Here is a 26,322-nt window from a genome sequence, read left to right on the forward strand (position 1 = left end):
GCGGCGCGGCGTTCAGACCACGCTGACCGGCGCGGTCAGCACGTCGGTGGGCTCCGGGGGGACGGTGATCGTCCGGGTGTTGATCAGGTCGCCCGACTCGACGGAGCCGGTTCCGGCGAGGTCGATGTGGACGCGGAGGCCGTAGGTGGCGGCGGGGTCGAGGTCCGGCACCTCCACGCTGAAGGGGAACCGGCCGTGCGGGGCCAGCGGCACGTCCGTGAGGACCTGTGCGGCCACCACCGTGGAGGGGGCGTCGGCCAGCGAGACGTCCCGGACCTCCACCAGGGCCCGGGCCGCCGGGGTGGCGGGCGTTTCGGCGGGCAGTGCCACGACGCCGCGGACGAGGCGGGTCATGCGGCGCTGCCGGCCAGGGGCGGCGGTGCCGCCGTGCGTTCCGGTTCCCGGTCGTCGAGCCGTGCCAGGAGCGCGGCGACCGCGGCGGAGATCGGCAGGCCGGTGCGGTGCTCCACGAAGAGCCACTGCCCCGCCGGGTTGACCTCGAAGAACACATACTGTCCGTCCGGGCGGCGGCGCAGGTCGACGGCGCCGTACACCAGGCCGAGGCCGCCCATCAGCCGCAGCAGGGCGTCGGTGAGAGGCGGCGGGAGCGTCACCGGCCGCACCGGGGCCTGATCGACCACCGTCCTCATGTCGACGGGGTAGCTGGTCGCCGACGCGTCGATCTCGGCGGCGAAGAGACGTTCGCCGACCACGGTGACGCGCAGATCGGCCCCGGGGACGAACTCCTGGAAGATCACCGGCGCGTAGCGGACCGCGTCGAGCTGCACCAGGTCCTCGGGCCGCACCAGTCTGGTCTCCCGCCATGCCTCCGTGTGGGCCAGGAACGCCTTGAAGACGGTGCGCCCGATACCGACGTCCCGGATGAACTCACGGGCCCGCTCCGGCTGGTTGGTGACCAGGGTGCGCGGCAGCGTCAGCCCGGCCCGGCGGGCCGTCTCCCACTGGTAGGGCTTGTGGTGCGCGAGGGCGTCCAGGGACGGCGGGTTGACCCAGGTGCAGGGCAGCGAGTGGAACAGGCCGTGCAGGGACTGGCCGGTCTCACTGGCCGCGAAGCCCTGGTCCCGGGCCGTGCGCAGCCGCTGATCGACGGTGAAGGGGCGCACCCGGCGCCACCAGGCGGCCCGGCAGCCGCCCAGGGACGCGTATCCCGTGCGGGTCGTCAGGCCGCAGTCCGGCCGCTCTCCGTCGGCGTAGTCGAGGTTGACCACCGCACGGGCGGGGAAGTCCGCCAGGTCGACCCGGATCACCTCGCGGCCGGCGCGCTCCAGCCGGCGCACCACGTCCAGGGTGTGGTCCTCGTCGTAGGAGACGACGAGGATCATGACAGCTGCCCGGTGCCGTCCCGGCCGGCGAGCAGCGGGCCGAGCCGGGTCAGGAGGCTGTGGTGGCTCGCGGACACGGCCGCGAGGTCCTGCTGGAGGGAGCCGACCAGCTGGGTGAGCCGGTGCACCTGCTCGGCCAGCCCATCGGGCGAGCCGGTCAGTGCGGGCGCCTGGTGCGGGGTGGCCAGCACGAACGGGCTGCCGCCGGCCGGGCTCTGGAGTTCCAGGGGCGGTGGCGGCTTGGGGGGCGCGTCGTTCACCGGGTCCTTGGCCTGCTCCTTGAGCGTGAAGTCGCTCTCCGGATCCTTGGCGAGCTCCTTCGCCGTGGACGGGGCGTTGGGGTAGAGGGTCTGGACGCCGGCCAGGTCGCCCTGGGACAGCGCGGTCCGCTGGCCCATCACCACGCCGGGCGGCAGCGGCTGCTTGGCGACGATGGTCGGCTGGTTCGGGTCGATCGCGAAGGCCCCGGGCGAGTAGTGCATGATCGAGCCGTAGTCGTACGGCCCGATGTCGTCACCGTCGGAGATCTGCTGCAGGAAGTTGTGCTGCTGGGCCGGGTCGATGTTGCCGAACACGATGGTGACGAAGCGGTCGCGGTCCTCGCGGCTCTGCTCGTGCCACAGGCCCACGGTGTGGCCGATCTCGTGGATGGCGTTGCCGGCGGAGCAGTCGTCGCCCAGCGTGATCTGTTGCATGCCGCCCTGTCGGCCGACCGAGGAGGAGCAGCCGTCCCCGGGGACGAAGCGTACGAAGTCGGGGAAGAGTGCCTCGTTGTCGTCGGTCCGGGACTCGAACTGGATCCGGGTGCGGGACCTCCAGTGGGCGAGCGCGTCGAACACGCGGTCCACGTCGGGCAGGGCCGGGTCGATCTCGAAGGGGACGACGGCGTTCGGCCAGCGGAACTGCTGCCCCGTGATGCCGACGGAGCGGAACAGCACGGCGTTGCCGCCCTCGGCCGCGGCCTCCTGCACCTCCTTCACGGTGCCGATCACGATGTCGCCCTCGACGACGGCCATTCCGTTCACGTCGGCGTACTGGACGCCCTTCGCGCGGAACGTGGCCCCGTCCAGCAGCGCGGTGCCGCAGATCGGGCCGGACCGGTACTCGCCGCCGCAGCCTGCGGCGGCCTTGCTCGCCCGTCCGCCCCGGGCGGGGGGCTTGGCGGCGGCGGTCTTCTGTGTCCGGCGGGGGGACGCGGACTGGCTGGCATTCATCGTTCACCTCGGTGCGTGCGGGCAGGCGCTCTCGTCACCTGCGATGACTTCCGGCCGGCTCCGCTCGCGGCGTACGGCCGTCCGGCGCCGGCGCAGTCGCAACCGGACGGCGCCGTGCGGTGGCGGGGCCGGCCTTCGCTCCCGATGCGCGTCGGGGCACCTCCTTCCGCTGCGGGGTGACCGGGCGCCGATCAGACCCTCTCCGGTTCCTCCACGCGGCGCTCCCGCGTCACGGCCTCGGGGTGCCGGAGCAGCGCGATCGACCGCTCGGCCGGCTGCCCGTGGGCCTCCGGATGCAGGTAGTAGCCGCGCTCCTCGGGTTCCTTCCTGCCGTCCGCGACGACCGGGTGGGTGCGCGCCCAGGCGTCCCGGCGGGCTCCGGTGACCTGCCAGCAGACCTGCTGCCCCGGCTCGCCGCCCGCGATCGCGAAGTGGTTGTCCTCGACAGCGCGGCTGATGTGCAGGCCGGGTGCCGGCCCGCCGACCGCCGTGAGCTGGTACCGGAAGTTCTCGTTCAACGCGTCGAACCAGTCGGGCAGTCGGACCGTCGCGGCGCCCTCCTCGTCGAGGGTGGCGGTGCCGTCGTAGACGTTCTTCATCTCCGCTGACTGCACGAAGGTGTGGTCCAGGAAGCGGTTCTCGGGGTCGAGCGGATGGTCGATGTGGAAGCCGCCGCCGCCCTGGATCAGGGAGCCGGTCACATGGACGTCTCCGTTGAACTGGCCCGCCACGGGCTGCCCGCTGGCGAAGACTCCCAAGGCGCCGAAGGCGCTCACCCCTGTTTCGCTGAAGGAGAATCCGTGCACACCGGAGCCGTTGAAGCTGGTGCCCATGACACCGGGGGCGTTGTTGGGGCTGAAGCCGAAGCCGAAGCCGCCCGAGTCGCTGTGGCCGCACTGGCCGAGGATGCCGATGCCGTCGAAGCTGTAGGCCGTGATCCCGGAGCCCGTGTCGCTGTGGGCCGTGATCCCGGCACCCGCGACGCTGTCGGCCTTGAGCCCCGGGCCGCTCTGGCTGCCGGCGACCACGCCGGTTCCGCCCGTGCTGGTGCCGGACGCGCCGCTTCCGGCCGTGCTGACGCCCGACACCCCGTTCCCGGCCGTGCTGGAGCCGGTGACCCCGTCACCGTCCTTGCTGACGCCGGCGACTCCGGGATTGGCGCCCTTGCTGCGGCCGGCCACGCCGGTGCCCTGCGCGCTGGTGCCGAGGACGGCCGTCCCGGTGTTCGCGTCGGCGCGGCCCAGCACGCCGATGCCCTGGCTCTCCTGGTTGATGCCGAAGGTGCCCGCTCCGCCGGGGACCGGCCCGCTCGGGCCGGTGGTGCCCGGCCGTCCGCTGCTGCCGACGACACCCGCCCCGACCGAACTGTCGCCCCACACGCCGAACTTGACCGGCGGGTCCTCCTGCCCCGGGTCGAAGCCGCTGGGGCCTTCCTGTGCCTGAGGTGGTCCGATGGGTGACATCGTTTTCTCCTCCTTGCGGTCATTGGTAGGTGATCTGGAAGCAGAACAGCTTGACGGTGTCCCCGACCGGCACCGTCGGGAGGTCCACCTGGAGGAAGTGGCGGTGGCTCCGGTTGTTCACCACGGCCTGCACCGCAGGGGCGGCCGGGGTGCCGAACTGGCTGACCCTGACGATCTCCTCCGCGCCTTCGTTGCCCGCGACCACGCGGCGGCGCAGCACGATCGTCGGCATGACGCCGTCCGGCGGCTGCCGGGTGCCGGTCACCAGCAGCGACTTGATCTCGACGCCGTCCGGGAGCGTGATGTTCATGATGCCGTGCGCCTCGGTGGCCGTGCCGGGCTTCTGCGCGATGTCGTTGACCAGCTCCCAGTGCACCGGGGGCGGCGGCTGCGGCAGCGGCTGGCCCGGCTGCGGGGTCAGCGGCGGGTTCGCGGGCTGGTCGACCTGCTTGCTCGGGGCCAGTATCGGCACCAGGGAGAGGCAGGCCTCCGCTTTGCTCAACGCGCCGATCACCGGGTTGAGGTGGTCCCTGGCCAGCGCCGCGAACTCGGATTCCAGGTTGTGGAACCGGATGTTGAAGCCGTTCTCGCCGCCGGCCTGGACGCGGTCCTCGTTGTCGATCCAGTCGGTGTGCGAGAACTTGGGTACGTAGAGGGGGATCATCACTGGTCATCCTTGTCGGATCGGCGGAATCGGGCGGGGCGCCGGTCGGCGGTGTGGTACGTCGGGAAGGTGTAGGCCGGCAGCAGATCGGCGGCGCTGCCGGACAGCTCCCGCACGTGGGCGCGCAGCCCTTCGGTGCGGAACTCCACACCGAGGGGGTGGAACCAGTTGAGGATGTTCAGCACGAGGTCGTAGCGTTCCTTGCCGATCTCGGCCCCGGTGCCGTCGAGTTCCTCGGTGAGCCGGACCTCGCACCGGTAGGGGGGCAGCCCGCCGCTCGGGAGGTAGCCGGCCCGCACCGGAACGGTGCCCGGCGCCACGCCCTCGACCCGGTTGACGGGGTCGGTCAGCGAGGCGGCCGCCACCCGGCCGTGGCCGGACGCGTCCACCGACCAGGTGAGTTCCTGGTCTCCCCCGGGCCCCAGCGGGCGCCGGGAGACCAACTGCGGTGGCAGGGGCGGGGACTGGCCGAGCGGGGCCGGGTCGGCCAGCAGCACGCTCGCCGAGCCCCCGGGGGCGGCCAGCAGACAGCGGCGGTAGGGCGCCGCGGCGGGGCTGACCGCCAGGGCACGGCAGTCGCCGCCGGGGGTCAGCGCCTGGGGCAGCAGCACGTCGGTGCCGGTGTCGATGACGTGCACCCGGCCGGCCGCCGCTCCGGATCCGGCCGTGGCGACGTACAGGTGCCTGCCGTCCGGGTCGGCGCGCAGGGCCAGCGGCGAGGTGTCCGCCGGAAAGCCGTCGACGGTGGCGCTCGCCGGGGCGGATCCGCCCGGGTACACCTTGATCGAGGCGGCGTGCACCACGGGGTCCAGGGCCACGTACAGCTTCGAACCGTCGGGTGTGAAGGCCGCGGTGCGGGCCTCGGTGCCGGGGCCGGTACCGACCGGGGCGCCCTGGAGGGCGAGCGTGGCCCGGTCGGCCAGGCAGAACCGGCCGCCGTCGAGCAGGACGGCCAGCACCGGGCCGGCCGGACTCACGGCGAGCGCACGGGGCACCCCGGGCAGCGCCACGCTGCGGAGCGGCTGCGGGTTCTGCGGATCGTACGCGCGCAGGGTGCGGTCGCCGGCGTACGCGACGAAGAGACGGCCGCCGTCGGTGCCCAGGGCGACGGGGCGCGGGCCGGTGAGGGCGGGGGCGGCGGGCGTCAGATCGGTCGGATCGAGTACCGAGACCGTGTCCGCCAGAGTGTGCGCCACGCACACCCGTCCGCCGGCGAAGCAGAGCGCGCCGGGGAACGGCGGCACCGGGACGGAGCGGTCGAGGACCAGCCGCGGGAGGTCACCCTGGGCGGGGGCCGCCACGGTGAAGGAAGCGATCCGGTGGCTGCCCGGCAGCGCGACGCAGACGCGGGCGCCGTCGGGGGCGAAGCAGGCGTCGGCGGGCGTCGGCTGCGGTACCGCGATGACCGTGTCGGTCTCGCCGGTGATCAGCTCGGGCGGCCCCAGCACGCCGATCTGATCGCCGGCGGCCACCGCCACCTCGACGTGCGACGGGCCCGCGGCCGACGGCGGACCGTCCGGGGCGACCTTGACGAAGTCGAAGCCGGCGTCGAAGGCGCGCGCGGACAACTCGCCCGCGGACAGCTTGGAGTGCCGTAGCACCAGGGCCCGGCCCTGGGCGCGCAGGCCGGTCAGGGCCGGGTCGTGGGCGCCGGTCACCAGGAGCTCGCCGTCCTCGCCGTGGAGCCGGTCGAGCAGCCGGTCCAGGGCGAGGGCGGTGACGCGCTGCATGCGCCGGTTGGCCAGGTCCTGCCCGTAGTTGACGCCGCGGTGGGTGCCGGTCAGGTCGTCGGTGCGCAGGAGCAGGAAGCCCTCGTCGAAGTCGTCGGTGGGCGGCCCGGCCGCCTGCGTCTCGGTGACGGCGGGCACTCCGGTGCTGCTGACCGACTCGCCGGTGCCGAGCCCGCCGGCGGGCAGGCCGATGCGCACGGCCCGGCTGCCGCCGCGGGTGTGGCCGGCGTGGGTGACCTCCACCTGGACCGTGACCTCGCCGGGCGCCTCGGTGTGCAGCACCGCCGGGCTGCCGGGCCGCACTTCGGCGTCACCGGGCCCGCAGCGGGTGACGGACCAGCGGACCCCGGCCCCCGCGAGCCGGGCGGGGTCCGGGTCCGGTGCGAGGGTCAGCTCGTCGCCGGCCCGTACGCGCGGGGCCGGCGGGGTGGTGAGGACGCGGAAGGCCGGGGCGGGCGGCTGGGCGACGTGGACCAGGCCGTCGCGGGTGTGCTGGACCCAGCCGAATCCCGCGGCGTGGGCGTGCACGCCGAGTTCGTCGGGCGGGACGGTGTCGTGGCGCAGGAGCAGGGCCCGGCCGACCCGGTGCAGGTCGGTGGCGGTCGGGTCGTAGGACCGCAGGACGCTCAGCGTCCCGCGCCGCCCGGCGAGCCGCTCCCGCAGGGCGTCCAGCGTCAGCAGGACGCCGAGCTGCATCAGGCGTTGGTCCTCGTCCGTGCCGAGGTCGAGCCCGTCGCGGTCCTCGTGGCGGCAGAGCCAGCCCGGGTCGAAATCGGGTTCGTCCTCCGGGGTGCCGACGACCGCGTCCTCGGCGGCCCGCTGGTCGCCGTCGGCCGCGATGCTCTGTCCCTGGGTGAGCGCGCTCGGGAGCACGCGCAGGGTGCGGGAGCCGGTCACCGGCCGGTCGGTCGCCTCGACGACGTCGAAGGGCTCGTCGTGCCCGGCGATCGGGCCCGCCTCGTTGAGTGCCGCGCGCAGGGCGTCCGGCGTGGGCAGCAACCAGCGCTGGAAGAGCCGGAGGCGCATCCGGTAGTGGTCGTCGCCCTCCCCGGTCACCGGCTCGAAGGAGGTCCGGGCGGTCCGCGAGATCCGTACCTCCTGGAGCAGGCCCGCGTACTGCGCGTCGGGGGACGTGGCGGCCGGTGATTCCCGGCCCAGGCCGAACACGACCGGCTCGTCGTTGGACAGTGCGCCCAGCCCGTCCCGGCGCTCCCGCGCCACGGTCACCCCGTCGAGGTGGAGCCGTACCGCGGTCGGCCGCGCGCCGGAGCCGGGGGGCCGGGGCAGGCGCTCCACCACCCCGGCCACGTGGTGGAAGACGCCGTCGCCGAGGTCCCGGTCGGCGAAGAGTTCCACCAGCGTGTGGCCGTCGGAGACCGACAGCCGCAGGTTCCGGTCGAGTCCGCGGAAGCGTCCGACGGTCAGCGACCATCCCGGGGCGGCCGCGGAGTCGAGCAGCGCGCACTTGGCGAGGACGGCACCGGTCGCGGTGGCGGCGGGGTCCGGCCGTACGACCGCCTCGACGGTGTACGAGGTGTCCGGCCCGACGGCGAAGTCGGGAGCGGTGTCGACGGTGACCCGGCCCGGCCCCGCGAACTCGAAGGCCGCCGAGAACCGCCCGGTGCGCCCGCTGTGCGCCCCCGCGTTGGTGCCCGGGTGGTCGGGGGCGCCGAACCGCGCGCCGGCGTCGGCGACGCGCACCACCTCCGGCGCCGCACCGGGTGCGTCCGTCGTGCGGGCCGGCGGCCGGTCGTCCAGGTGGTAGAGCGCCACCGTCAGGTCGTCCCAGCCGTAGGGCCGGGGCGGGAAGCGGGGCGCACCGAGGTCCTCGCCGAGCAGGTCCAGGCTGGCGCCGCGGGCGCTGTGCGCGAAGCGCTGGGCGGCCACGTCCCCGAGCCGTTCGGTCAGTTCCTCGTAGTCGCGGCCGATCACCCAGAGCAGCTTGGCGAGGTTGCCGAGCAGGGCAGTGACCTCCCAGTCGGCTGCCGCGCCGGGGGCGGGGACGAGCGGCTGGACGCGGGTCAGCGTCACCAGGTGGCTCAGCTCGGCAGCGCGGCCGGGCAGTTCGACCGCCAGGCTCCGGCCGGCCGGCCAGCCCGCGGGGACCGGCACGTCGACGGCTTCCTCGTCCCGGCCCGGCGTGCGGGTGAACCAGACCCGGACGACGAGCGGTTCGGTGCTCTCCCTCCGGGGCGTGAGCAGGTACCGGGGTGCGTCGGGCAGCCGGCCGTAGCGGTCCAGGTAGTCGCGGAAGTCGTAGCGGGCGTGCAGGGTCCCGTCGTCGTGCGGCACGAGCTGGACGGTGAGCCGCTCCATGCCGCGGTCGTACGCCGGGGTGAGCCCACCGCGCAGGACGTCGAGGAAGTCGGTGGTCATTGGCTCAGTACCTGGAGGTCGATGAGCGGGCTGTCGAGGGCGAAGCGGGCGATCTCGTCGGGCGCGAGCACCAGGTTCTCGCCGACGGACAGCTCCTGCGCGTTGCCGAACACCGCGCCGTCGAGGGTGACGTCGCCGAAGGCCGGGGCGCAGCGGCGCAGCCGGAGGTTCTGGACGTCCACCACTCCGGCGGTCGCGCGCGCGGCGAGCACGATGTCGGAGTGCAGGACGCCGCGGCCGAGGCGGAGCCGGTCCACTCCGGCCTGGACGGCGCTGAGGATCTCGCCCTTGATGGCGTCCGGGTCGTGGCCGGCCTGGATCAGCAGGGTGGCCCGGATGCCGACGTCGACCTGGTTGGCCGGATTGATGTTGGGGAAGATCGACACCGGTCGCCACTGCCGGACGATGTCGAGGACGGCGTCGTGCACGGCGGGGACGGCACCGTCCGACGGGCGCCAGGGCCAGCCGGGTTCGACCGCCACGACCACGTCGAAGTAGTACGGCGAGCCGGTCTGGCGCTGCGCGGAGAAGGGGCGCCGGCCGAACAGGTAGGTGTTGAACCGGCTGTGGGAGGCGTCCACCCCGCCGTACGGGTCGAAGATCGCCGCGTCCCGTACCCCCGGCACGTCCAGGATGCGTGCCAGCACCGCGTCCTGGGTCCACAGCGTGCGGGGCACGCCGAGCAGTCGGGCCCGGTAGACGTCGTCGGGTTCGACCAGTTCGCCGCCGACGATCGGCGCGGGATTGGCGGGGGTGACGGTGGCGGGGCCCAGGTTGAGGTGCAGTTGGGCCCAGGTGGGCTCCAGTCGCAGCGGCCGGCGGGCCGGCAGGTTGCCCTCCGGGCCGCGGTCGACGGCCTGGACGCCGACGGTGACCGCGGGGTCGCCGGCGGACAGCCGGACCGGCGCGGTGGTGCGCAGACGCTTCCTGGGCGGGTCGGTGGTCTCGATCACGGTGCCCTGCGGCAGGACGAACCGGCGCTCCGGTTCGGCACCGGCGAGGGTCAGGGTGATCTCGCCGGTGGCCTGGAGGGGTTGCCTCGGCAGGCCGAGGTCGGTGCCGAGGAGGTCCAGGGCGGGCCCCTGCGCGGTGGTGGCGAAGTTGGCGTAGTACTGGGCCTCCAGGCCGCGCCACAACTCCTGCACGTGCACGGCGGCGGCGTCCAGGACCTTGCGCAGGGCGCTCCCCGAGGTGAGGTCGACGTCGCTGCCGAACATGGCGCGGGCGCGGGCCTGCTGGTCGGCGATGATGCGGTCGATGCCCTTGACCACGAAGCCGTCCGCGGTCACGCCGAACTGGTCGAGGTCATTCAAGGCGTCCCCCTGACTGCAGCGTCAGCGTGTCGCCGGCGACGGTGTCGACGAGCGCGAAGACCGTGTACGTACGGCCGGTCCGGGCCGCCTCGGCGATCCGCTCCCGGGCCGCGTCGTCGAGGCCCGGCCGGAGTTCGAAGAAGCGCGGGTCGTCCTGGAAGAACACCTCGCGGACGTCGGTGACGCGACGGTCCGCGCTGAGGCAGCGGACCAGCTCCATCTTGAGGTACTCCTTGCGCGCGTGGACGCCGAGGGCGTAGCGGCCCACGGCGAGGCGGTCGAATCCGAAGCCGGTGTTGAGGCGGTCGCTGCCCAGCTGGGTCTCGACGGTCAGCACCAGGGCCTGGGCCAGCGCGTCCAGCCCCTCCACCGTCGTGAGCCGGCCGGTCCGGTCGTCGACGACGAGGTCGCCGGCGTCGGCCCGGAGGCTGCGGCCGAGGCTGGGCGCGCCGCCGTCGGGGGTGCCGGGTCCCGGCAGGCCGAGGCCCGGTGTGCCGGGGACGGGCCCGGGGAGCCCGGGGGTGCCGGGGTCGGTCATCAGATCGCCTCCAGGGTGGACTGCCCGGGATCGGCGACACTCCAGGTGCCCGGTGCCGGGCTGCTGACGGTGGTTCCGGTGGCGGTGTCCAGCAGCACCGGCTTGCCGCCGACCGTGAGCTTCGTCGCCAGGCCCGCCGGTGTCGCGGGCGCCGCGATGGTGCACGGCAGCGGGGAGCTGCCGTCGGGCGTGCGGATCGGGCAGGGGGTGAGCATGCCCGGGACGGGCAGGTCGGCGGCGCCGAACCGGAAGCCGACCTCCGCGCCCGCGGTGACGACGCCGTGCCCCTGCACGGTGACCGTCGGCGCACCGGCGGTGAGCCGGGTCTGCCCGCCGTGCGAACACTGGAGGACCGCGCCCTCCGTGAGTACCCGTGGCATCAGCTGATCGCCACCTTTCCCTCACCGACCGTCAGGGTGGCTCCACCGGCGCTGAGGGCCACCTTGCCGCCGCTCGCGGAGACCGTGACGTCCTTCCCGGCGCCGGCCGAGACCGTGACGTTGCCGTCCTTGTCGATGCGTACCTCGGCGCCCGAGCTGTGGCTCAGCACGAATTCCTCCGCCGGGCCCTCGGTGGGCCGCTCCCCGACGTCGGAGCAGCCGGACGTGCCGACCGTCAGCTTCAGCCCGACCGCTTCCACCACCCGGCGGCCGTCCGCCGCGGTGAGGTCGCTGACGCCCTTCCCCTCGGGCCGCGGCGGGCTGCCGGCCGACAGCTTGGTGGGCAGACACAGCCACCAGTCGCCGGCTTGCGCCTTCGGGCGGTCCATCGGCTCCTCGTTGGTCCACAGGAACCCGGTGACCACGGAGTCCTCCCGGGAGCCGCGGACCTCGTTGAGCAACGCCCGCATGCCCTCGTACACCGGCACCGACAGGCCGACCTTGTGCCAGGCGAACGGGGCGGCCAGTGGCTTGTCGCGCAGTACGGACCCGCTGTCCTCGACCGGCAGGTCGACGCTCGGCGAGACGGCGGCCGGGGCGTCGTCCTGTCCGTAGACCACGTCGGCCACCCGTTTGTCGTGCTTCGCCGAGCGGACCCGGCCCGCGTCGACGGAGGGGGAGACGGTCCGCGCGTCACGGATCCGTCCGGCGATCGCGTCGGCGATCGCCATCGGGCTGCCCAGCCGGGCGGCCTCCGTGTTGCGCCGGTTCTCCGCGCCGTCCTTGAGTACGGCGGCGCGCCCGGTGCAGACGTAGCCGGTGCGGGGCGAGAAGGAGTGCGTGACCTGGAGGAGCCGGAAGCCCTGGAACGGGTTCTGGTAGCCCTCCACGCTGGCCGCGACCCGCTGGCCGGCCCGCAGTTCCGGCAGGCCCAGGACGGTGAAGTCGAAGGCCGGTACGGAGGTCTGTGCCGGGAGGTCGGTGACCACCCGTTGCTTGCCCGTCGCGCCGGCCTGGACCGGTTCGAACTCGGCGAGCCGGGCGGTGGCCTTGCTCCCGGGCACGATCAGGCTGTCCTCCCCGTTGAGCAGCGCCAGCACGGCGGCCTGGTCGGACGGCAGGGCCGGGCCGGTGGCCGCGGGGTGGGTGACGGCGGTGCCGAACTGCACCACGCCCTCCTGCACCAGGACTTCGGCGCCGTACTGGCCGGCGAGCTGTTCCAGCAGGTCGAAGGCGTTGCGCCCGTCCAGGTTGATGCCGGGCTGCCGCGGTTCCTTCGGGGTCGCCCCGTCGGCCAGCGTCGCGTGCGCCATCGTGACGATCGTGTCGGCGGCTTCGGCGGGCGTGGAGTTCGCCGCGGACAGCTGGGCCGCCCGGGGCCTGCCGTCCTTGCCGCGGATGTTCTGGGTGGTCAGCAGTTTGAACGCGGCCTCCTCGTAGCCGGTGAGCCGCACGCCCAGCGGGGGGAAGCGCTCCGAGACCGTCATGCCGTCCACCCGGCCGGTCAGGACGGGCCTGCGTGACCCCGGCGACTCCAGGTAGCCGAGGGTGATCTCCACCTCGACGCCGCCCGCGGTGCCCCGCTCGCCGGTGAGCTCACCGGCCAGCTTCCGGTGCGCCGACAGCGGCAGGGCGGCGAGGTGGACGTCGAACTTCCCGGGCTGCCCGAAGCCGTACTCGACCGTGATGTCGGCGTCGCTGAGGATCGCGCCGCCGGAGACGTCGTTGGACACCGTCAGTTGCAGCCGCGGGAACGCCACGCGGTACCAGAGGATCACGCCCATCGCTGCGCCACCCCGATCACGATGCTGCTGCCGTAGTGGCCGCGCCCGTTGAGGTTGCCGCGGGCCACCTTGGCCTCCAGCAGGCGGATCGCCAACCGTGCGGTGCGGTGGACGAGTGGGGGCTCGGCGACCAGTTTGCACAGGAACTCCACCCGCGGCCCCTCCGGGCCCAGGCGCACCACCCGCAGCACCAGATAGCCGGGGGGCGGCACCGGGACGCTGATCCGGGCCGGCGCGGCCAGGTCGTAGAGCGTCCCCGGCGGGTCGTCGTCGCCGGTCTCCAGGTTGGCGTAGAGGCCGAAGTCGTACGCCGTGTCACCGATCGGGCAGGTGAATGCCTGCGGCAGGCCCTCGTCGGGATCGACGGGCAGCTGACGGAAGTCGAGCGTGTCCACGGTGTCGGACGGATACGCGGTGCCGGGTGCGGCCACGGTGGCGGACGGGTTCATACCTGGCCTCCGAGCTGGCGCCGTGCCGGCACCATGTCGCTGACGGTGGGGACGGCGGCCGTACCGGCGGCCAGGGCGAGGTCCAGCGCCTCGCCGAGGACGGCCGTCAGGCTGGAGCGCGGTACCTGCTCCAGCGTGACGCTGACGTCGAGGGCGTCGCGCTTCTGGTTGGACTGGGTGAAGCGCAGGCTGGTGATCTGCATGTCGAGGCTGATGGTCATGCCGCAGACCACGGGGAGGCCGGCCAGGTTCATCGCGGGGGCGGTGGCCGGTGCCAGTGCCCGGGAGGTCAGTGCCATCGCCTCCAGGCTCTTCTTGATGAGCAGCCGGGTCCGCCCGACCAGCACCGCCTCCACCGTGATCGTCCTGGCGGTCGGTGACACCAGCTGGGCGAGTCTGCTGCCCGCGATCCGGGCCACCTGGTAGCCCTCGTTGAGGGTGAGGCTGGTGACGGTGAGCAGGGGCACCGCACCGATCAGGACGGGGACGTTCACTCCGGCGGCCATGGCACGGCCCTACCTCTTCTGGTCCTCGTCGCCCGGTTCCCGCCGCTCCGCGGGTGGTGCGGGTGCGGTGGGAGTGGCGAGTGGTGCGAGTGGAACGGGGGTGGTGGTGGCGCGGGGCCGGCGGCGGGTGGCCTCGATGATCTCCGCCAGTTCGTCCGTCGTCAGCCAGTCGAAGTCCGTCTCGTGCCGCAGCAGCCAGTCGGCGAACCGCTCGCCGCGGGTCGCGCCGTCCTCGACGTGGAAGAACCGCCCGTTCTTCAGCTCCTCCTTGAGCACCGCCAGCGTTTCCCGGACGGTGTTCGAGCGTTTGGCCTCGATCAGGCGGAGCGTCAGCTCCTTGTAGTACGCGTCGGTGTGCAGGGTGGGGTGCCGGGTCGCCGCCTCGGCGACGGTGCGCGGATCGGTCGAGGTACGCGGCAGGTGGATGCCGTTCTCCGCGCCCTGGCGCACGTCGATCTCGGCGTCCTCCAGGATGCGGCGGGCGATCTCGGCCCGTGGGTCGGCCTCCGGCACGATGTGGTGGGTCTCGTGGCCGGGCGGGCGCGGGTCACCGGCCTCGGCCATGTTGCGCTCCAGCGCGTCCGAGGGCCGACCGCCCGTGGTGACCGGCTTGTCGGGGGTGTCGGAGAGCGTGGGCGCCTCCGGCGGCGTCTCCCCCGCCTCGTGCAGCAGCGCCTGCTCGTCGTGGCTCGCCCACGTGGCGGCGTCGTCCCATGCCGCGGCCAGGTCGTCCGCGTCGGCGAAGCGGCCGGCCCGGTCCAGGCGGCGCTGCTCGAACGCCTCGATGATCTCCATGGCCAGGCGGGGGTCCTTCTTGGACAGCCTCCGCAGGGCCTCCAGCCGCCGCTGCAGCGCGGCCCGGTCCACCGCCCGGCCCCGGTACCGGGCCCGGATCGACCTGATCCGGCCCAGCACGGCGGCGTGTTCGACCTGTGGGACCACCGCGCGGGCGCCGGCGACCAGGCGCCATGCCTCCGCGTCACCGCGCTCCAGTTGTTGCAGCATCGCATGGAAGGCCGTGACCCGTTTCGTCCTGCGGGCCTCGTCCTGCAGCCGTGCCAGCTCCAGCAGGAGGGCGTCCCAGGTCGCCACCTCGCCCCCGGCCTGGTCCAGAGCCACCTGCACCACCCGCCAGCCGACCTCCCGTACGGCGTCCATCCGGCGAGTGTCCGCGGCCAGCACGGTGAGGAAGTCAATGCCGACCTCCGCTGCCGGACCGATCCGGGCGAGGCCGATCCGGTCCACAGCGGCCAGGAACGTCCTGCCCTCTCCGGGCTTCAACGCCGCGGCGAGCGAGCCCAGTTCCGCGTCGGTGAAGCCGCCCGGGCCGGCCAGGTGCCGGAACGCCGTCCCCAGCTCCTCGCTCAGCCCGCCCGACTTGGCGGCCAGCGTCTGCAGGATCTCCGTCTTGCGCAGCGAGTCCCGCACGGCGGGCCCGAGTTCGGCATGGGCGGTCAGTTCCGCGAGGCTGCTGCCCTCGGTGACGTCGAACCGTTCGAGCAGCCCCACGAGCCGCCGCTCGTCCTCCACCGGGAGGTGGGAGAGCAGTTGCAGGACCTCGCGCTCGCCCTCGACGTCCCGCAACACGGTGCTGCCGGCGTGCATCGCACGGGCCACCCGGCTCAGCCCGACCGCGATCCGCTGGCCCTCGGCCGACTCCGCCACCTTGCCGACGAGCCCCAGGAACCGCGCCACCAGCGCCAGCTTCTCGCTCAGGCCGACGGCCTCGGCCACCGCCTTGAGTTCCCCGATCCCGACGAACCAGGACGCGGCCTCCACGATCACGGCCCATTTGATCCTGGCCGTCACGTTCGGGCCGACGTGCAGCACGGCCGCGCCGCGGAAGCCGTCCGCCAGCTTCGGGCCGATCTGCTGGACCACCAGCGCGCACTCGGCCCGGGCGGGTGGGTAGCCGTATCCGGCCAGCTGGAACATCACGGCCGTCCGGGCCAGTTGGCCGAGCCCTTCGAGCAGCTGCGCGGGCCGGGTGACCAGCATCGCCAGCCCCTCGATCATCCCGCGCACCAGGCCCACGACGGCGCCGACGGCAGCGTCGACCTCGATCCACGCCGACCGTGCCAGCTGGACGGTTTCGCCCACCACCACGTTGTTCCGGATCGACTCCCGTACCTCGGGCGGCAGTTGGAACGCCTCGTCGACCAGCCGTCCCACGGTGGCGACCGTGAACGGGTCCTTCTTCCCGAACTTCCCGCCGACGGTGACCAGCAGGTCCCACAAGGTGTCCCCGAGGTCGTCGAACAGCTGGTCCGCCACCCCGGCCGCGGCCAGCATCTCCCGGACGGACTCCAGCTCCGTGACGCTGCGGAGCGACCGCATGATCTCGACGATCGCCCGCTCCTGGCTCTCCCCCGTCCATGCCTTGACCAGGACCTGCAGATAGCGGGACTTGGTCGCCAGGTCGACGAGGCCGAACGCCACGGCGTCCAGCGCGGCCAGCCGTTCGGCGGCTTCCTGGAGCCGGCTGTCGTCCTCGCCCAGCACCTGGTCGACCAGCCGGTCGAGGTCCTCGAACACCAGCCGGCGGGCCTCCTCCTCCGGCAGCTCCGGCCCGCCCTCCGCCAGCCGCGCGTACAGCCGGCGGCCGGCCGCGCGGTCCGCGGTCAGCGGGTTGCGCTCCTTCGACAGCACCGCGAGCACGTCGTAGCGGTGCCCGGCGGGGTCCGCCACGCTCCGCAGGATCTTGCTGTGCAGGACGGCCGCCATCTGCTGCCCCGTGGGCAGCCGGTCCCCGGCGACCTCCAGGTCCTGGTTGGAGACGACCGGCGTGGTCGCCACCACCCACAGCCTGCTGTCCGACGCGCCCACCGGGCCCTCCAGCAGCGCGAACGACGTGGTGCCGAAGACGGCGCGGCCGAGTTGGACGGCCCGGGTCAGGTTGCTCGCCCGGATGTACCGGGTGGCTCCGCCCAGGGTCACGATCCGGGTGCCGGGCAGAATGATCACCGCCCGGCCCTCCAGTCCGCTGAGCCCCTCGACCACGTCGTCCCCCTCGTCCCGGCCGTTCCCGGAGGGCTCGGGGCCGGCGGGGCGGGCGCCGGCCGGGGCGGGCGGCGGGGGCGCCGCCGGAGCGGGGGCCGCGGCGGCGGGGGCGGTTGCCCGGGGGGCCGGCCCGCTCGGGGGTGCCGTCGGAACGGGTTCCGGCGCCTCGGGGCCGGCCGCCCGGTCCGTCACGTCCTCCCCCAGGTCGGCGGGCACCGCGAAGGCCGGCCGGAGGCCGCCGGGCGTCGTTGCGCCGGCCGCTTCGGCCGTCACCGCCCCCGCGGTCGCGGCCGCCGTGGCGGACGGCGTGCAGGGCGCCCGGCCCGCCGGTGGCGGCGCGCCGGCGACCCGCAGGCCGGACTCCCGCAGCCCGTCAGCGGCCCGGGCGACCGCCCGCAGCAGCACCCGCTCCCACGCCCGCTGCCGGTCCGGCGCCGGCTCCCGGTCGAACGTCACCGACTCCGGCAGGTGCAGCCGGATGGTCAGCGTGTCGCCTCCGGTGGTCATGGCGCCGGCTCCAACCCGGCCAGTTGTGCGGCCAGTTGGTCGCGTCGCCGCTGGGAGGCGCGTTCCTGCTCGGGGGTGGCGGACCGGGCGCCCGCCGCCTCCTCCTCCGCCGCGATCTCCGCCCGGAGCACGGCCGCCAGCTCCGCCGTGCCCAGGGGCTCCAGCTCGACCGAGTAGCTGGTCCTGACCAGGTCGCGTACCACCCGGAGCCCGTGCCAGGGGTGGGTGCGCACGTACTCGACCGTGCTGTGCTCGACGCGTTCGGCCGCGACCGAGACGGAGACCAACTGGATGTCGCAGCTCTCCAGTTCCGTGTCGTCCTCGCCGCCCCGTTCGAGGGTGGTCAGGATGCCGACGACGGCGTACAGCGGCCGGCCGGGATGCCGCAGCTGGAGGTCCACCAGTTCTTCGAGCCGGTCGTCGAGCCGGGCCTGGATCTCCGGTTCGAACGCCTTCAGCTTCGGCTCGGCCCACCGGGTCAGGAACCAGTTCTCGATCGCCTGGTCGACCTTGGCCATGACGGCGTTCCAGAGCACCATCACACCGATCCTGGCCAGGCCGAGCCCGGCGCTCCGCACCTGACTCCTGATCCGGACCGCGACCCGCACCCGCACCGGCTGCCGGGACAGCACCCCGCCCACTTTGCGGCGCATGGCCTCGGTTTCCGCGTGGGACCGCGGGCGGCCGGGGTTGACCTTGTTCTTCCGGGCGTCGGCGATGTTTTGCCTGCGCGCCTCCCGGATCTCCGGGCCGACGACGTCCTCGTACTCCACGCCGGGCGGCAGGTTGCGCGCACCGTGCGCGTACCCGCCGGCGTTCGTCAGCTTCAGCCGCACCTTGAGTTCCGGCGGGATGGGCTTGCCGGCCCGGACGGCGGTCAGCGAGGCGTCGAGCCGGTGCAGCACGTCCGCCTTCTCGGGGAAGTCCGGCATCGCCCGGATCTTCGCGATCGCCTCCTCCAGGCTGCTCGGGAGGTTCCTGCCGAGGGCGGTGGCCTTCTTGCCCTCGGCCTTGTCGAGGCTGCCGTAGCTCTTGTTGTCGTACAGCAGGAGCTCGCCGTTCTGCGGGTCGACGCCGACGGCGTCGAAGCCGTGGCCGGTGAGCGCGTGCGCGCCCGGACCGGACGAGGTGATCACGAGGCGGATCCCGCGCCGTCCCAGCAAGAACGGCAGGTCGTGCTCGCCGTAGGTGCCGCCGGCGTGCGCGCCGGTCACCGCGATCTCCTCGTCGTGCGGCGCCGCGCCTCCGCCCGACATCATGGCGGGCGGCGGGGCGACCGGGGTGCGGGGCGGCGGGCCGGTGCCGCCGGTCCTCGGTCCGGAACCGGCCGGGCCGCCCGCCGCCGCGGTGGATGCCGCGGGAGCGCGGCGGAGCAACTCCGCTTCCAGGGCCTCCAGGTACGCCTTGGTGGCGGCGTAGCCGGCGTCCACCCGCTGGTGGCCGAGGAGCCAGTTCCGGGCGTGCCCGTACTCGGCTTCCAGGTCGGTGTCGGAGAGCGTCGCGGGGTCGCGCTGCCCGGGCTGCGCGGTCTCCAGCCGCACGGGCTTCAGGGCGCCGCCGCCGTCGTACGCGGGCACCCGGTAGACCTGCCCGGTGGCGCCGATCCTGCCCCGGTCCAGTGTTTCGCCGGCCTCCACCGGGACGGCCGGGGCCCGGCCGGTGACCGTCTCCAGGTGCCGGCGGGCGAGCCTGAACCGTGCGGCGAGCGCCTCCTCGACGACGCGGCCGAGCTTCTCGACCGCCGCCGGTGAGGGCTCTCCGACGACCGTCACCGTGATCGGGAAGTGACACGACAACCGTGGCATCCCGGGCTCCTCGGTCTCAACTAAGCGCCTGGTACAGCGCGTTCCAGATCCTGATCTCGACGGCGCTCCCGGTCTCCTTCGTGACGTCCCCCGCCATCACCACATGGACCGGGAAGTAGTAGTGGACCTCGGTGGCCGAGCGGGCGGCCACCGCCGCCTCCGAGCCCGGCGCGGGGACGACCTTGTCGCCCTCGTGCACCTCGATCAGCCCGGGACGCTCGACGGCCTGTGCCTGTTCCTGGTCCGGTACCGGGTCCTGGTTCGGGTCCGACATGGGGGTCTCCGTCCGCCCGCCGGGCGTCGTCCGCCGGCTAGGCGCCGGTGGGGACGGCCTGCAGGCTGATGCAGTTGAAGGTGGTGGTGGGCACGCCGTCGATCACGATGGTGCTGGCGACGGACGTGATGTAGCAGTCGTTCAGCGCGATGCTCTTGAACGTCCAGTCGCTGCCCTTCCCCTGCTGCACGACGACGCTGAAGGCGGTGTTCTCCATCGCGAGACCGGTGAGCGTCGCCACGGACGTGCCGATCGCCTTGACCGCCATGGTGAAGGTGAACGCCTGCGGCTGGACGATGTGCGCGACGTTGTCGGCCTCCAGCGAGTGCAGCGGCTGGACCGGGACGTTGAACGTCGGGTTGAAGGAGTCGATGGGGGTCACCGGTTTGGCATCCACCGACACTGCCAGCCGGGTGTCCCATTTCAGGGTGTCGGGCATGGTCTCTCACTTCCTCGGGTTCCCTCGTTGCCGTCCGCCGGGCGCGGTCAGCCGGTGAAGACCAGTTGGACGGCGAGCCGGTGGATGGCGCCGGCGTAGACGACCTCGATGGTCATGTCGGCCCGGCGGGTGCCGCGGGCGTCCTTGATCTGCTTGGCCTCCGCCGCCGTCAGGTCGGCCGGGTCCTTGTCCAGGAGCGTCAGCAGCGGGATCACGACGGTGAAGCGCTCGATCACCTCCTGCGGCACCAGCGGGGCGAGCACCGACTCCACCAGCGTGGCGACGGAGCGCAGGCCGACCCGGCTGATCCGCAGGTTCCCGATCGCCTGGATCAGCGCCGCCTTGATCCGGAAGTTGACGTCGTCGAGGGTCCGCACGATGTCGATGTACTTCTTGTTGTGGCTGGAGTCGGCCGTGTAGCCCTCGCCCAGGTAGAGCGCCTGGCCGGGCAGCAGCACCGGGCTGGTGATCCAGTTGATGAGGTGGCTGTCGTACTTGTCGATCTCCGATTCGGAGAACCGCTGCGTCATCGCGATGCTGATCGGTTTGAGCAGCAGCGAGATGTGCGGCCGGTACCCGGCGATGACGCCGGCGGTGGCGGCCGCCACGTCGTCGGTGGACCGGTGCGCGACCAGCACCATCCGCTCCTTCTGCACCGCCCCGGTGTTCAGGGCGATCGCCTCGTCGGCAGTCAGCAAACCGTCGAGCATGGCCACGCCGATGCGCTCCTTGCCGTCGCCCTCGATGGTCGAGACGTGGGTCGCCAGCTTGCCGACCGTCTGCGCGTTCGCCGAGTTGAGGGGCGTGTTCGCGAGCACCACGATCTGCACGTCCAGCTTGCCCGTCGTGGCCAGCGCCGCGTCCCAGTCGGGTCCGGTGGAGTCCACCTGGACACCCCAGACCCTCGTCGGTGGCGGCGACTGGTTGAACGCGGCACCGATGGCCCGCACGAGGTCGTTGGCGCTCTCCTGCGTCACCGTCTCTCCGCTGGTGTGGGCGTGTGCCAGGGCCGCGTCCAGGGTGAGCGTGAAGCCCGTCGCGGCGGACGCCGCGTTGGTCACCGTACGGACCTCCGAGGCCGTGCCGGTACCGATCCGCACGGTGGTGGCGGCCGGGACGTTGAGGGTGGCGGTGACGCTGGTCGCGCCTTCGGCGGCGTCGGCGGCCAGCGTGGTCGACCCGTCCGTGTAGGCGTCGGCCGCGGCCGACGGCGAGGTGAAGTCCTTGGGCGGCGACTCCGCGGTGCCGATCCCGCCCCTGCCGATGATGGCGATGTCCCCGAACGCCCGGACGGCGGGCGCGAACAGATTGCTGCTGGCGGTGACATCGATGTACTTGACCGCCATCGACCGCTCCTTACGTGAGGCGTGACGCCCGCCCGGCCGGACGTCGCGCCGGGTGCGGCCCGGCCCCGAGCCCTGCACCGGTACGGCTGCGCGTGCTCATGCGACGTCCTCGAACGCGGCCACGAAGCCCTCGGCGGCCAGCAGGTCGGACACCTGCTTCTCGGTCCCCGGGGCGGTGTCGGACACGAGCGTGGCGGCGGGGAACACCGCCAGCCACGCACTGGCGGCGAGCAGAGCCCCGCCGTCGTACTCGTCGGGCCGCGGGCGCGTGTCGTCCAGCGCCTGTCGGCACTGGACCAACCTGCGCAGCGCGGCGCCGAGATCCAGGTCGGGAAAGAACAGCACGGAGACGCGCAGCCGGTAGGTACGGCCGAGCGCGCCCGGGTCGAAGGGCGGCGGTTCCGCGTAGTGCAGGCGGTAGAGCCGGGGGAACTGCGCCTGCAGCTCCGCGTAGTCGGCGACGCCGGCCCGGCGCATCAGCTCGGTGAGGTCCAGGAAGTCGAACCGCGCGGCGAACTCCTCCTCGGAGAGCCCGGAGAGGTCCTCGGAACCGAGGGAGTCGAGCGCACCGGAGGTCAATACCACCCGGGCCGTCACCACGGTGTCCAGTTCCAGGTCTGTCCAGTACGGCGGTGCGACCGCCGGGATGTCGAGGGTGGCCCGGGCCTGCGCGGCGTCCGGCAGCAGCTTCTCCCAGCTGCCGCGGACCGTTACGGGCGGGCTCACCGGTACCTGGAACCGGGTGGTGGTGACCCGGACCTCGTCCACGAACCGGACTTCGAGCAGGCTGGGCTCGTAGACCGCGGCGAGCAGTGCGCGAACCCGGTGCCGGTCGGGATCGTCCGGGGGCACCAGCAGACGCGCCACCTGCGCCGGTTCCAGGTACCGGAGCATCAGCCGGTCGGCGAAACCGTTCATGGCATTTCCCGCGTCACAGCGGCGCTCACGGGCCGGCGCGGGCCGGGCGCCTGGTTCCGGCCAGGCCGGGCCGACCCGTGGGTGCACCGCTCGTAGGCGTGTAGGAACCCGTCGCACCGGTGCGTACGGCGTTCCGCACACATCGGTGACCCGGGATGGGACCTGGCCGGAGGGCACTGACGGGCGACGCTTCGGACCTGGTCCTTCTCCCTTTTCACGCTACGCCGTTCGCGTGGCGTCGGCATGTCGGACCGTCCGGCCGGCAGCGCACCGGAGGAACGGCCGGAGGCACCGCAGACGATCTTCTTCGCCGGCCACGACCACGTCAGGCAACCTTCGGCACCGGAATTGCCTCCTTACCCGCAGGGACAGGTACGTGAGGAACGGAGGAAGCCGTGCTGCGGCGTTCACTTCTCGGGGCGACCACCGCCGCGCTGGCACTGACCGTCATCGCCGGGCTGGGTCTGGTGGGCTGCGGTTCGCCGCGGATGGCGGCGCTGCACGCCAACTGCACGACCAAGGGCCTGAAGTGGAAGCTCACGGTCCTGCACAAGGCGCCGCACAGCACACATCGTGAGGCCCGGCTGTCCGTCGTCAACAAGAACACCCGGCCCTGCGTCTTCGGCGGCTACCCGCTCTTCGAGGTCCACGTCGGCAAGGGGCCGGAGGCCGACGGGGCGGGTCGGGGAACGGCCACGCCGATCGATCTGCGGGGCGGGGGCACGGTGACCACGGCGCTGCGCTACAAGGACACCGACGGAGCCGCCGGCCCGGCCTCCACGGCCTCCTCCCCCGGCTGCATCGTCAGCAACGACGAGGCCATCGTCGCCGCCCCGCACGACCACGAGGGCGGCCGCCGGCCGATAGTCGCCCGCGACGAGTCGGGCCGGCGCACCCTGCTGGACGTCTGCGAGGACACGATCTGGATGAGCCCGCCCGCGGAAGTCGCCAAGTAGCACCGCCCCCGGCGGCACTCCTTTCCAGCTCCGGCCGTCCTCCGCTCCCGGCAGCCGCGGCCCCGGCCGTGCCTGACGTTGCGTCAGAAGGGCCCGGCTTGTGAGCCCCTCGCGCCCGGCGCCGGAGCGGCTGCTGCCTTCGTCCGGGTGACGCACCGGAGTGTCGTTTGGACGGGCCCCGGCCGTCCGACACCGTGAGGGTCCGTGCGCCCTTCTCTTCTTCGCCTCGTCACCGCAGCGGCCCTCCTCGTGGCGACCGCCGGCTGCGTCTCCGTGCCGGACAGCCCCTCCGGGCCGGGGCCCGCCCCCGCACACGACGGACGGACCCTGGCTCCCGACCGGCCCGCACCGCTGCGCCTGCCCACCCCGGACCGGCCCCCTGAGCGGATGGCGGTCGCCGAAGCCCACCGGGACGGGAAGCGGCCGTCGGGGCCGCACGCCACCGGTCACCGACACAGGCACCGGCACCGGCCGCGCGCTCACCGGGCCACGGCACACACGAAAACGGCGTCGCGGGAGCGGCGGACGCCCCGCCCGCCCCGCGCCGCCGCCGCACGGCCGCGCCCGGCCGGGGCCCGCCCGGCGCACCGGCGGCACGCCGCCCCGCCCACGGCGCGGAGGCCGCCCCGTCCGCGGGCCACGGTCGACCCCGGCGTGGTGTGCCGGATGGCCTCCCCGCACGTCCGGAAGGACCTGGTGACACTGTGCCGCGGCGTCTACGGAAGCTGAGGCCATCGGCTCACCGGCCCTTCCGGGGCCGCCCGGGCGGCCAACCACCGTCCCCCGCAGGCAAGTTGTTGAACCTTGAGCGAATCCGTTGTGTCTTGGTATGTCGCGACTGGGTAACGTCGGCACGCTTTCCCGCACCCGGTCCTTAATCTGAGCGTCCGCCGGGCCCGCAGTGGGGGGTGCCCGGCCCGAACCCAAGGACTCTCATGCTCCGTTTGCGTGCTCTTGCCGTCGCTGCCGTCACGGCCTGTGCCGGCGCCGCCTTGCTGCCCGCGCCCGCGCAGGCCGCCGGCTCCGTCCACCTCTACAAGATCTACTACGACAGCCCCGGCCCGGACACCCGCTCCGCCAAGAGCCTCAACGCCGAGTACGTACAGATCAAGAACTCCACCGGCAGGGCCGTCAGCCTCACCGGGTGGACGCTGACGGACGCCTCCCGGCACACGTACACCTTCGGCTCCTACGCGCTCGGCGCGGGGAAGACGGTCACCGTCCACACCGGCAAGGGCACGAACACCGCGGCGCACCGCTACCAGGGCCGCGGCGCGTACGTGTGGAACAACGACCGCGACACGGCCACGCTGAGGCGGGCGAGCGGCAGCACGGCCGACAGCTGCTCCTACAACTCCACGCGGACCGACTACAAGATGTGCTGACGGCACGCGCACGGCGCCCCTGCCCAGCGGGCGGGGACGCCGTGCGCGCTCCTGCTTCGGTGTTCGGAGGCTAGGGGGTCTCGTGCAGCACCATCGCGGACCCGCCACCACGCCGCTTCGGCTCGGCCACCGCCTGGGTCCGGCCGTCGGAGAGGAACTCCAGGGCGGCCACCGCGCCGATCTCCGGCGACGGGGTGAATGCCTTCGGGGCCTCGACGAAGTGCTGGCCCAGCCGGTCCAGGGCGGCGCGCTCAGGGGACTTGAGGAAGGCCGGTTCGGCCTCGGTGTCCGTACGGTTGCGCTGGGAGATCCGGGGTGCGGCCACCGCTTCGGGCAGCGTCATGCCCAGGTCCACGCGGTTGACCAGGGTCTGCAGCACGGTCGTGATGATCGTGGCGCCTCCGGGCGAGCCGACGGCGAGGAGCGGCCGGCCGTGCTTCAGGACGATCGTCGGGGACATGCTGCTGCGCGGCCGCTTGCCCGGACCGGGCAGGTTCGGGTCGGGCACGTCCTTGGCGAGAGGCGTGAAGTCGAAGTCGGTCAGCTCGTTGTTGAGCAGGAAGCCGCGTCCCGGCACGGTGATCGCGGAGCCACCGGTCTGCTCGATCGTGAGGGTGTACGACACCACGTTGCCCCAGCGGTCGGAGGCCACCAGGTGCGTGGTCGAGGGGCCTTCGTACGGGTCGGTGGTACCGGTCCGCTTGGTGCACCCGGCACTCGGCCGACGCGGGTCCGCGGGCGCGACCGGGCTGGTCAGGGTGGCCGTGGGGCTGATCAGGCAGGCGCGGTCCTTGGCGAACTTCTTGGCCAGCAGCGCCTTGGTGGGCACGTCGGAGAACGCCGGGTCGCCCACCCACCGGTTGCGGTCGGCGAACGCGATCCGGCTGGCTTCGAGGTAGTGGTGGAGCGCCTGCACCCGGTCGGCCGCCGACAGGTGGAAGTTCTCCAGGATGTTGAGCGCCTCGCCGACGGTGGTGCCACCGGAGGAGGAGGGCGCCATGCCGTACACGTCGAGGCCACGGTAGGTGGTGTGGGTCGGATCGCGGCGCAGCGCGGTGTACTTGGCGAGGTCGCCGGCCGCCATCAGCCCGGGGCGCACCTTGGCGTCGGAGCCCGGCGCCACCGGCGGGTGCTGCACGGTGCGGACCACATCGCGTCCGACGGCGCCGCGGTACAGCGCGTCCATCCCGTCGCGGGCGAGCTGCCGGTAGGTGCGCGCGAGGTCCGGGTTGCGGAACCGCGAGCCCACGACGGGGAGTTCGCCGTGCGGCAGGAAGAGCTTCGCGGTGGAGGAGATGTTCCGGAAGCGCTTCTCGTTCATCTCGGTCTGGGCGCGGAACTCGTCGTTGACGACGAAGCCGTCCGCGGCGAGCCGGGTCGCCGGCCGCAGCGCCTTGGCCGGCGAGATCGTCCCCCAGTCGCGGAGGGCCTTCTCCCAGGTCGCCGGAGTGCCCGGCACGCCAACGGAGAGGCCGGAGTTGACGGCATCGTTGAACGGGATCGGCTTGCCGGTCGCGGGATCGAGGAAGGCGTCCGACTTCATCCGGGCCGGAGCGGTCTCCCGCCCGTCGATGGTGCTGACCTTGCCGGTACGGGCGTTGTAGTAGGTGAAGTAGCCGCCGCCCCCGATGCCCGCCGAGTACGGCTCGACGACGCCCAGCGCCGCGGCGGTGGCGACCGCGGCGTCGACGGCGTTGCCACCGTGCCGCAGCACCTCCATGCCGGCGCGGGAGGCGTAGGGGTTGACGCTGGCGACCGCGCCGCCGCTGCCGGTGGCGACGGCCTCCTTGGCGGGCGGCTTGAGCCCGGACGCGGATGCGGACGCGGAGCCGGTGCTCGGCTGGGCGCCGGCATTGACGGCGAGGACGAGGGGAACGGCGATCACCGCGACTGATGCGGCGGCGACCACGGTACGACGGACAGGCACGGCGC

21 protein-coding genes are annotated in these 26,322 nt (G+C 73.4%); 2 read left to right on the top strand and 19 right to left on the bottom strand.

Annotation, left to right across the window (positions count from 1 at the left end; all coding sequences use genetic code 11):
- Positions 1-12: 12 nt before the first annotated feature.
- From SL103_RS38005 to SL103_RS22365, 18 genes are all read right to left on the bottom strand, one after another.
- Positions 13-354, bottom strand: a complete 342-nt coding sequence (locus SL103_RS38005) for a YbaY family lipoprotein (protein WP_069570719.1) — start codon at positions 352-354, stop codon at positions 13-15.
- Complete coding sequence (locus tag SL103_RS38010; protein ID WP_069570720.1) at positions 351-1,343, bottom strand: MvdC/MvdD family ATP grasp protein; 993 nt, start codon at positions 1,341-1,343, stop codon at positions 351-353. Before SL103_RS38010 ends, SL103_RS38005 begins: the two co-directional genes overlap by 4 nt.
- Positions 1,340-2,557 carry a M12 family metallopeptidase gene (locus SL103_RS22290; protein WP_069570721.1) on the bottom strand — a complete coding sequence of 406 codons (1,218 nt, stop codon included), beginning with the start codon at positions 2,555-2,557 and terminating at the stop codon, positions 1,340-1,342. Before SL103_RS22290 ends, SL103_RS38010 begins: the two co-directional genes overlap by 4 nt.
- 191 nt (positions 2,558-2,748) lie before the next feature.
- Complete coding sequence (locus SL103_RS22295) at positions 2,749-4,020, bottom strand: hypothetical protein (RefSeq protein WP_069570722.1); 1,272 nt, start codon at positions 4,018-4,020, stop codon at positions 2,749-2,751.
- A 19-nt stretch (positions 4,021-4,039) separates the two neighbouring features.
- The gene (locus tag SL103_RS22300; RefSeq protein ID WP_069570723.1) at positions 4,040-4,684 is read right to left on the bottom strand and encodes a hypothetical protein; all 645 of its coding nucleotides are present in this window, start codon (positions 4,682-4,684) and stop codon (positions 4,040-4,042) included.
- Positions 4,684-8,790 carry a LamG-like jellyroll fold domain-containing protein gene (locus tag SL103_RS22305; protein WP_069570724.1) on the bottom strand — a complete coding sequence of 1,369 codons (4,107 nt, stop codon included), beginning with the start codon at positions 8,788-8,790 and terminating at the stop codon, positions 4,684-4,686. The genes SL103_RS22300 and SL103_RS22305 overlap by 1 nt, the downstream gene beginning before the upstream one ends.
- Positions 8,787-10,103, bottom strand: a complete 1,317-nt coding sequence (locus SL103_RS22310) for a baseplate J/gp47 family protein (RefSeq protein WP_069570725.1) — start codon at positions 10,101-10,103, stop codon at positions 8,787-8,789. Before SL103_RS22310 ends, SL103_RS22305 begins: the two co-directional genes overlap by 4 nt.
- Entirely contained in the window at positions 10,096-10,641 is a 546-nt protein-coding gene (locus SL103_RS22315; protein WP_069570726.1) for a hypothetical protein, read from the bottom strand. The genes SL103_RS22310 and SL103_RS22315 overlap by 8 nt, the downstream gene beginning before the upstream one ends.
- Entirely contained in the window at positions 10,641-11,021 is a 381-nt protein-coding gene (locus SL103_RS22320; protein WP_069570727.1) for a hypothetical protein, read from the bottom strand. The genes SL103_RS22315 and SL103_RS22320 overlap by 1 nt, the downstream gene beginning before the upstream one ends.
- Positions 11,021-12,805 carry a hypothetical protein gene (locus SL103_RS22325; protein ID WP_069570728.1) on the bottom strand — a complete coding sequence of 595 codons (1,785 nt, stop codon included), beginning with the start codon at positions 12,803-12,805 and terminating at the stop codon, positions 11,021-11,023. The genes SL103_RS22320 and SL103_RS22325 overlap by 1 nt, the downstream gene beginning before the upstream one ends.
- Positions 12,796-13,254, bottom strand: coding sequence for a hypothetical protein (locus SL103_RS22330; protein ID WP_069570729.1), 459 nt, complete (start codon positions 13,252-13,254; stop codon positions 12,796-12,798). Before SL103_RS22330 ends, SL103_RS22325 begins: the two co-directional genes overlap by 10 nt.
- Positions 13,251-13,760: a hypothetical protein gene (locus tag SL103_RS22335; protein ID WP_069570730.1), complete on the bottom strand. Its 510-nt coding sequence runs from the start codon at positions 13,758-13,760 to the stop codon at positions 13,251-13,253. The genes SL103_RS22330 and SL103_RS22335 overlap by 4 nt, the downstream gene beginning before the upstream one ends.
- 9 nt (positions 13,761-13,769) lie before the next feature.
- Positions 13,770-17,267 (bottom strand): AHH domain-containing protein, encoded by a 3,498-nt coding sequence (locus SL103_RS39295; RefSeq protein ID WP_069570731.1) that lies wholly within the window; start codon positions 17,265-17,267, stop codon positions 13,770-13,772.
- Positions 17,264-19,072, bottom strand: coding sequence for a hypothetical protein (locus tag SL103_RS22345; RefSeq protein ID WP_069570732.1), 1,809 nt, complete (start codon positions 19,070-19,072; stop codon positions 17,264-17,266). Before SL103_RS22345 ends, SL103_RS39295 begins: the two co-directional genes overlap by 4 nt.
- Positions 19,073-19,088: 16 nt before the next feature.
- On the bottom strand, positions 19,089-19,346 hold the full coding sequence (locus tag SL103_RS22350; RefSeq protein WP_069570733.1) for a hypothetical protein: 258 nt from the start codon (positions 19,344-19,346) through the stop codon (positions 19,089-19,091).
- A gap of 37 nt (positions 19,347-19,383) precedes the next feature.
- Positions 19,384-19,785, bottom strand: coding sequence for a hypothetical protein (locus tag SL103_RS22355; RefSeq protein ID WP_069570734.1), 402 nt, complete (start codon positions 19,783-19,785; stop codon positions 19,384-19,386).
- A 47-nt stretch (positions 19,786-19,832) separates the two neighbouring features.
- Positions 19,833-21,131, bottom strand: coding sequence for a hypothetical protein (locus SL103_RS22360; protein WP_208869933.1), 1,299 nt, complete (start codon positions 21,129-21,131; stop codon positions 19,833-19,835).
- 96 nt (positions 21,132-21,227) lie between these two features.
- Positions 21,228-22,049 carry a hypothetical protein gene (locus tag SL103_RS22365; protein ID WP_069570735.1) on the bottom strand — a complete coding sequence of 274 codons (822 nt, stop codon included), beginning with the start codon at positions 22,047-22,049 and terminating at the stop codon, positions 21,228-21,230.
- 395 nt (positions 22,050-22,444) lie between these two features.
- Between SL103_RS22365 and SL103_RS22370 the strand changes: the two genes are divergently transcribed.
- Positions 22,445-23,005, top strand: coding sequence for a DUF4232 domain-containing protein (locus SL103_RS22370; protein ID WP_069570736.1), 561 nt, complete (start codon positions 22,445-22,447; stop codon positions 23,003-23,005).
- 935 nt (positions 23,006-23,940) lie between these two features.
- Entirely contained in the window at positions 23,941-24,390 is a 450-nt protein-coding gene (locus SL103_RS22375; protein WP_069570737.1) for a lamin tail domain-containing protein, read from the top strand.
- Between the two features lie 70 nt (positions 24,391-24,460).
- On the opposite strand, the gene ggt is transcribed toward SL103_RS22375, so the two are convergent.
- The gene (ggt, locus tag SL103_RS22380; RefSeq protein WP_079145909.1) at positions 24,461-26,317 is read right to left on the bottom strand and encodes a gamma-glutamyltransferase; all 1,857 of its coding nucleotides are present in this window, start codon (positions 26,315-26,317) and stop codon (positions 24,461-24,463) included.
- Positions 26,318-26,322 lie beyond the last annotated feature (5 nt).

The organism is Streptomyces lydicus (assembly GCF_001729485.1).
GTDB classification, from domain to species: domain Bacteria; phylum Actinomycetota; class Actinomycetes; order Streptomycetales; family Streptomycetaceae; genus Streptomyces; species Streptomyces lydicus_D.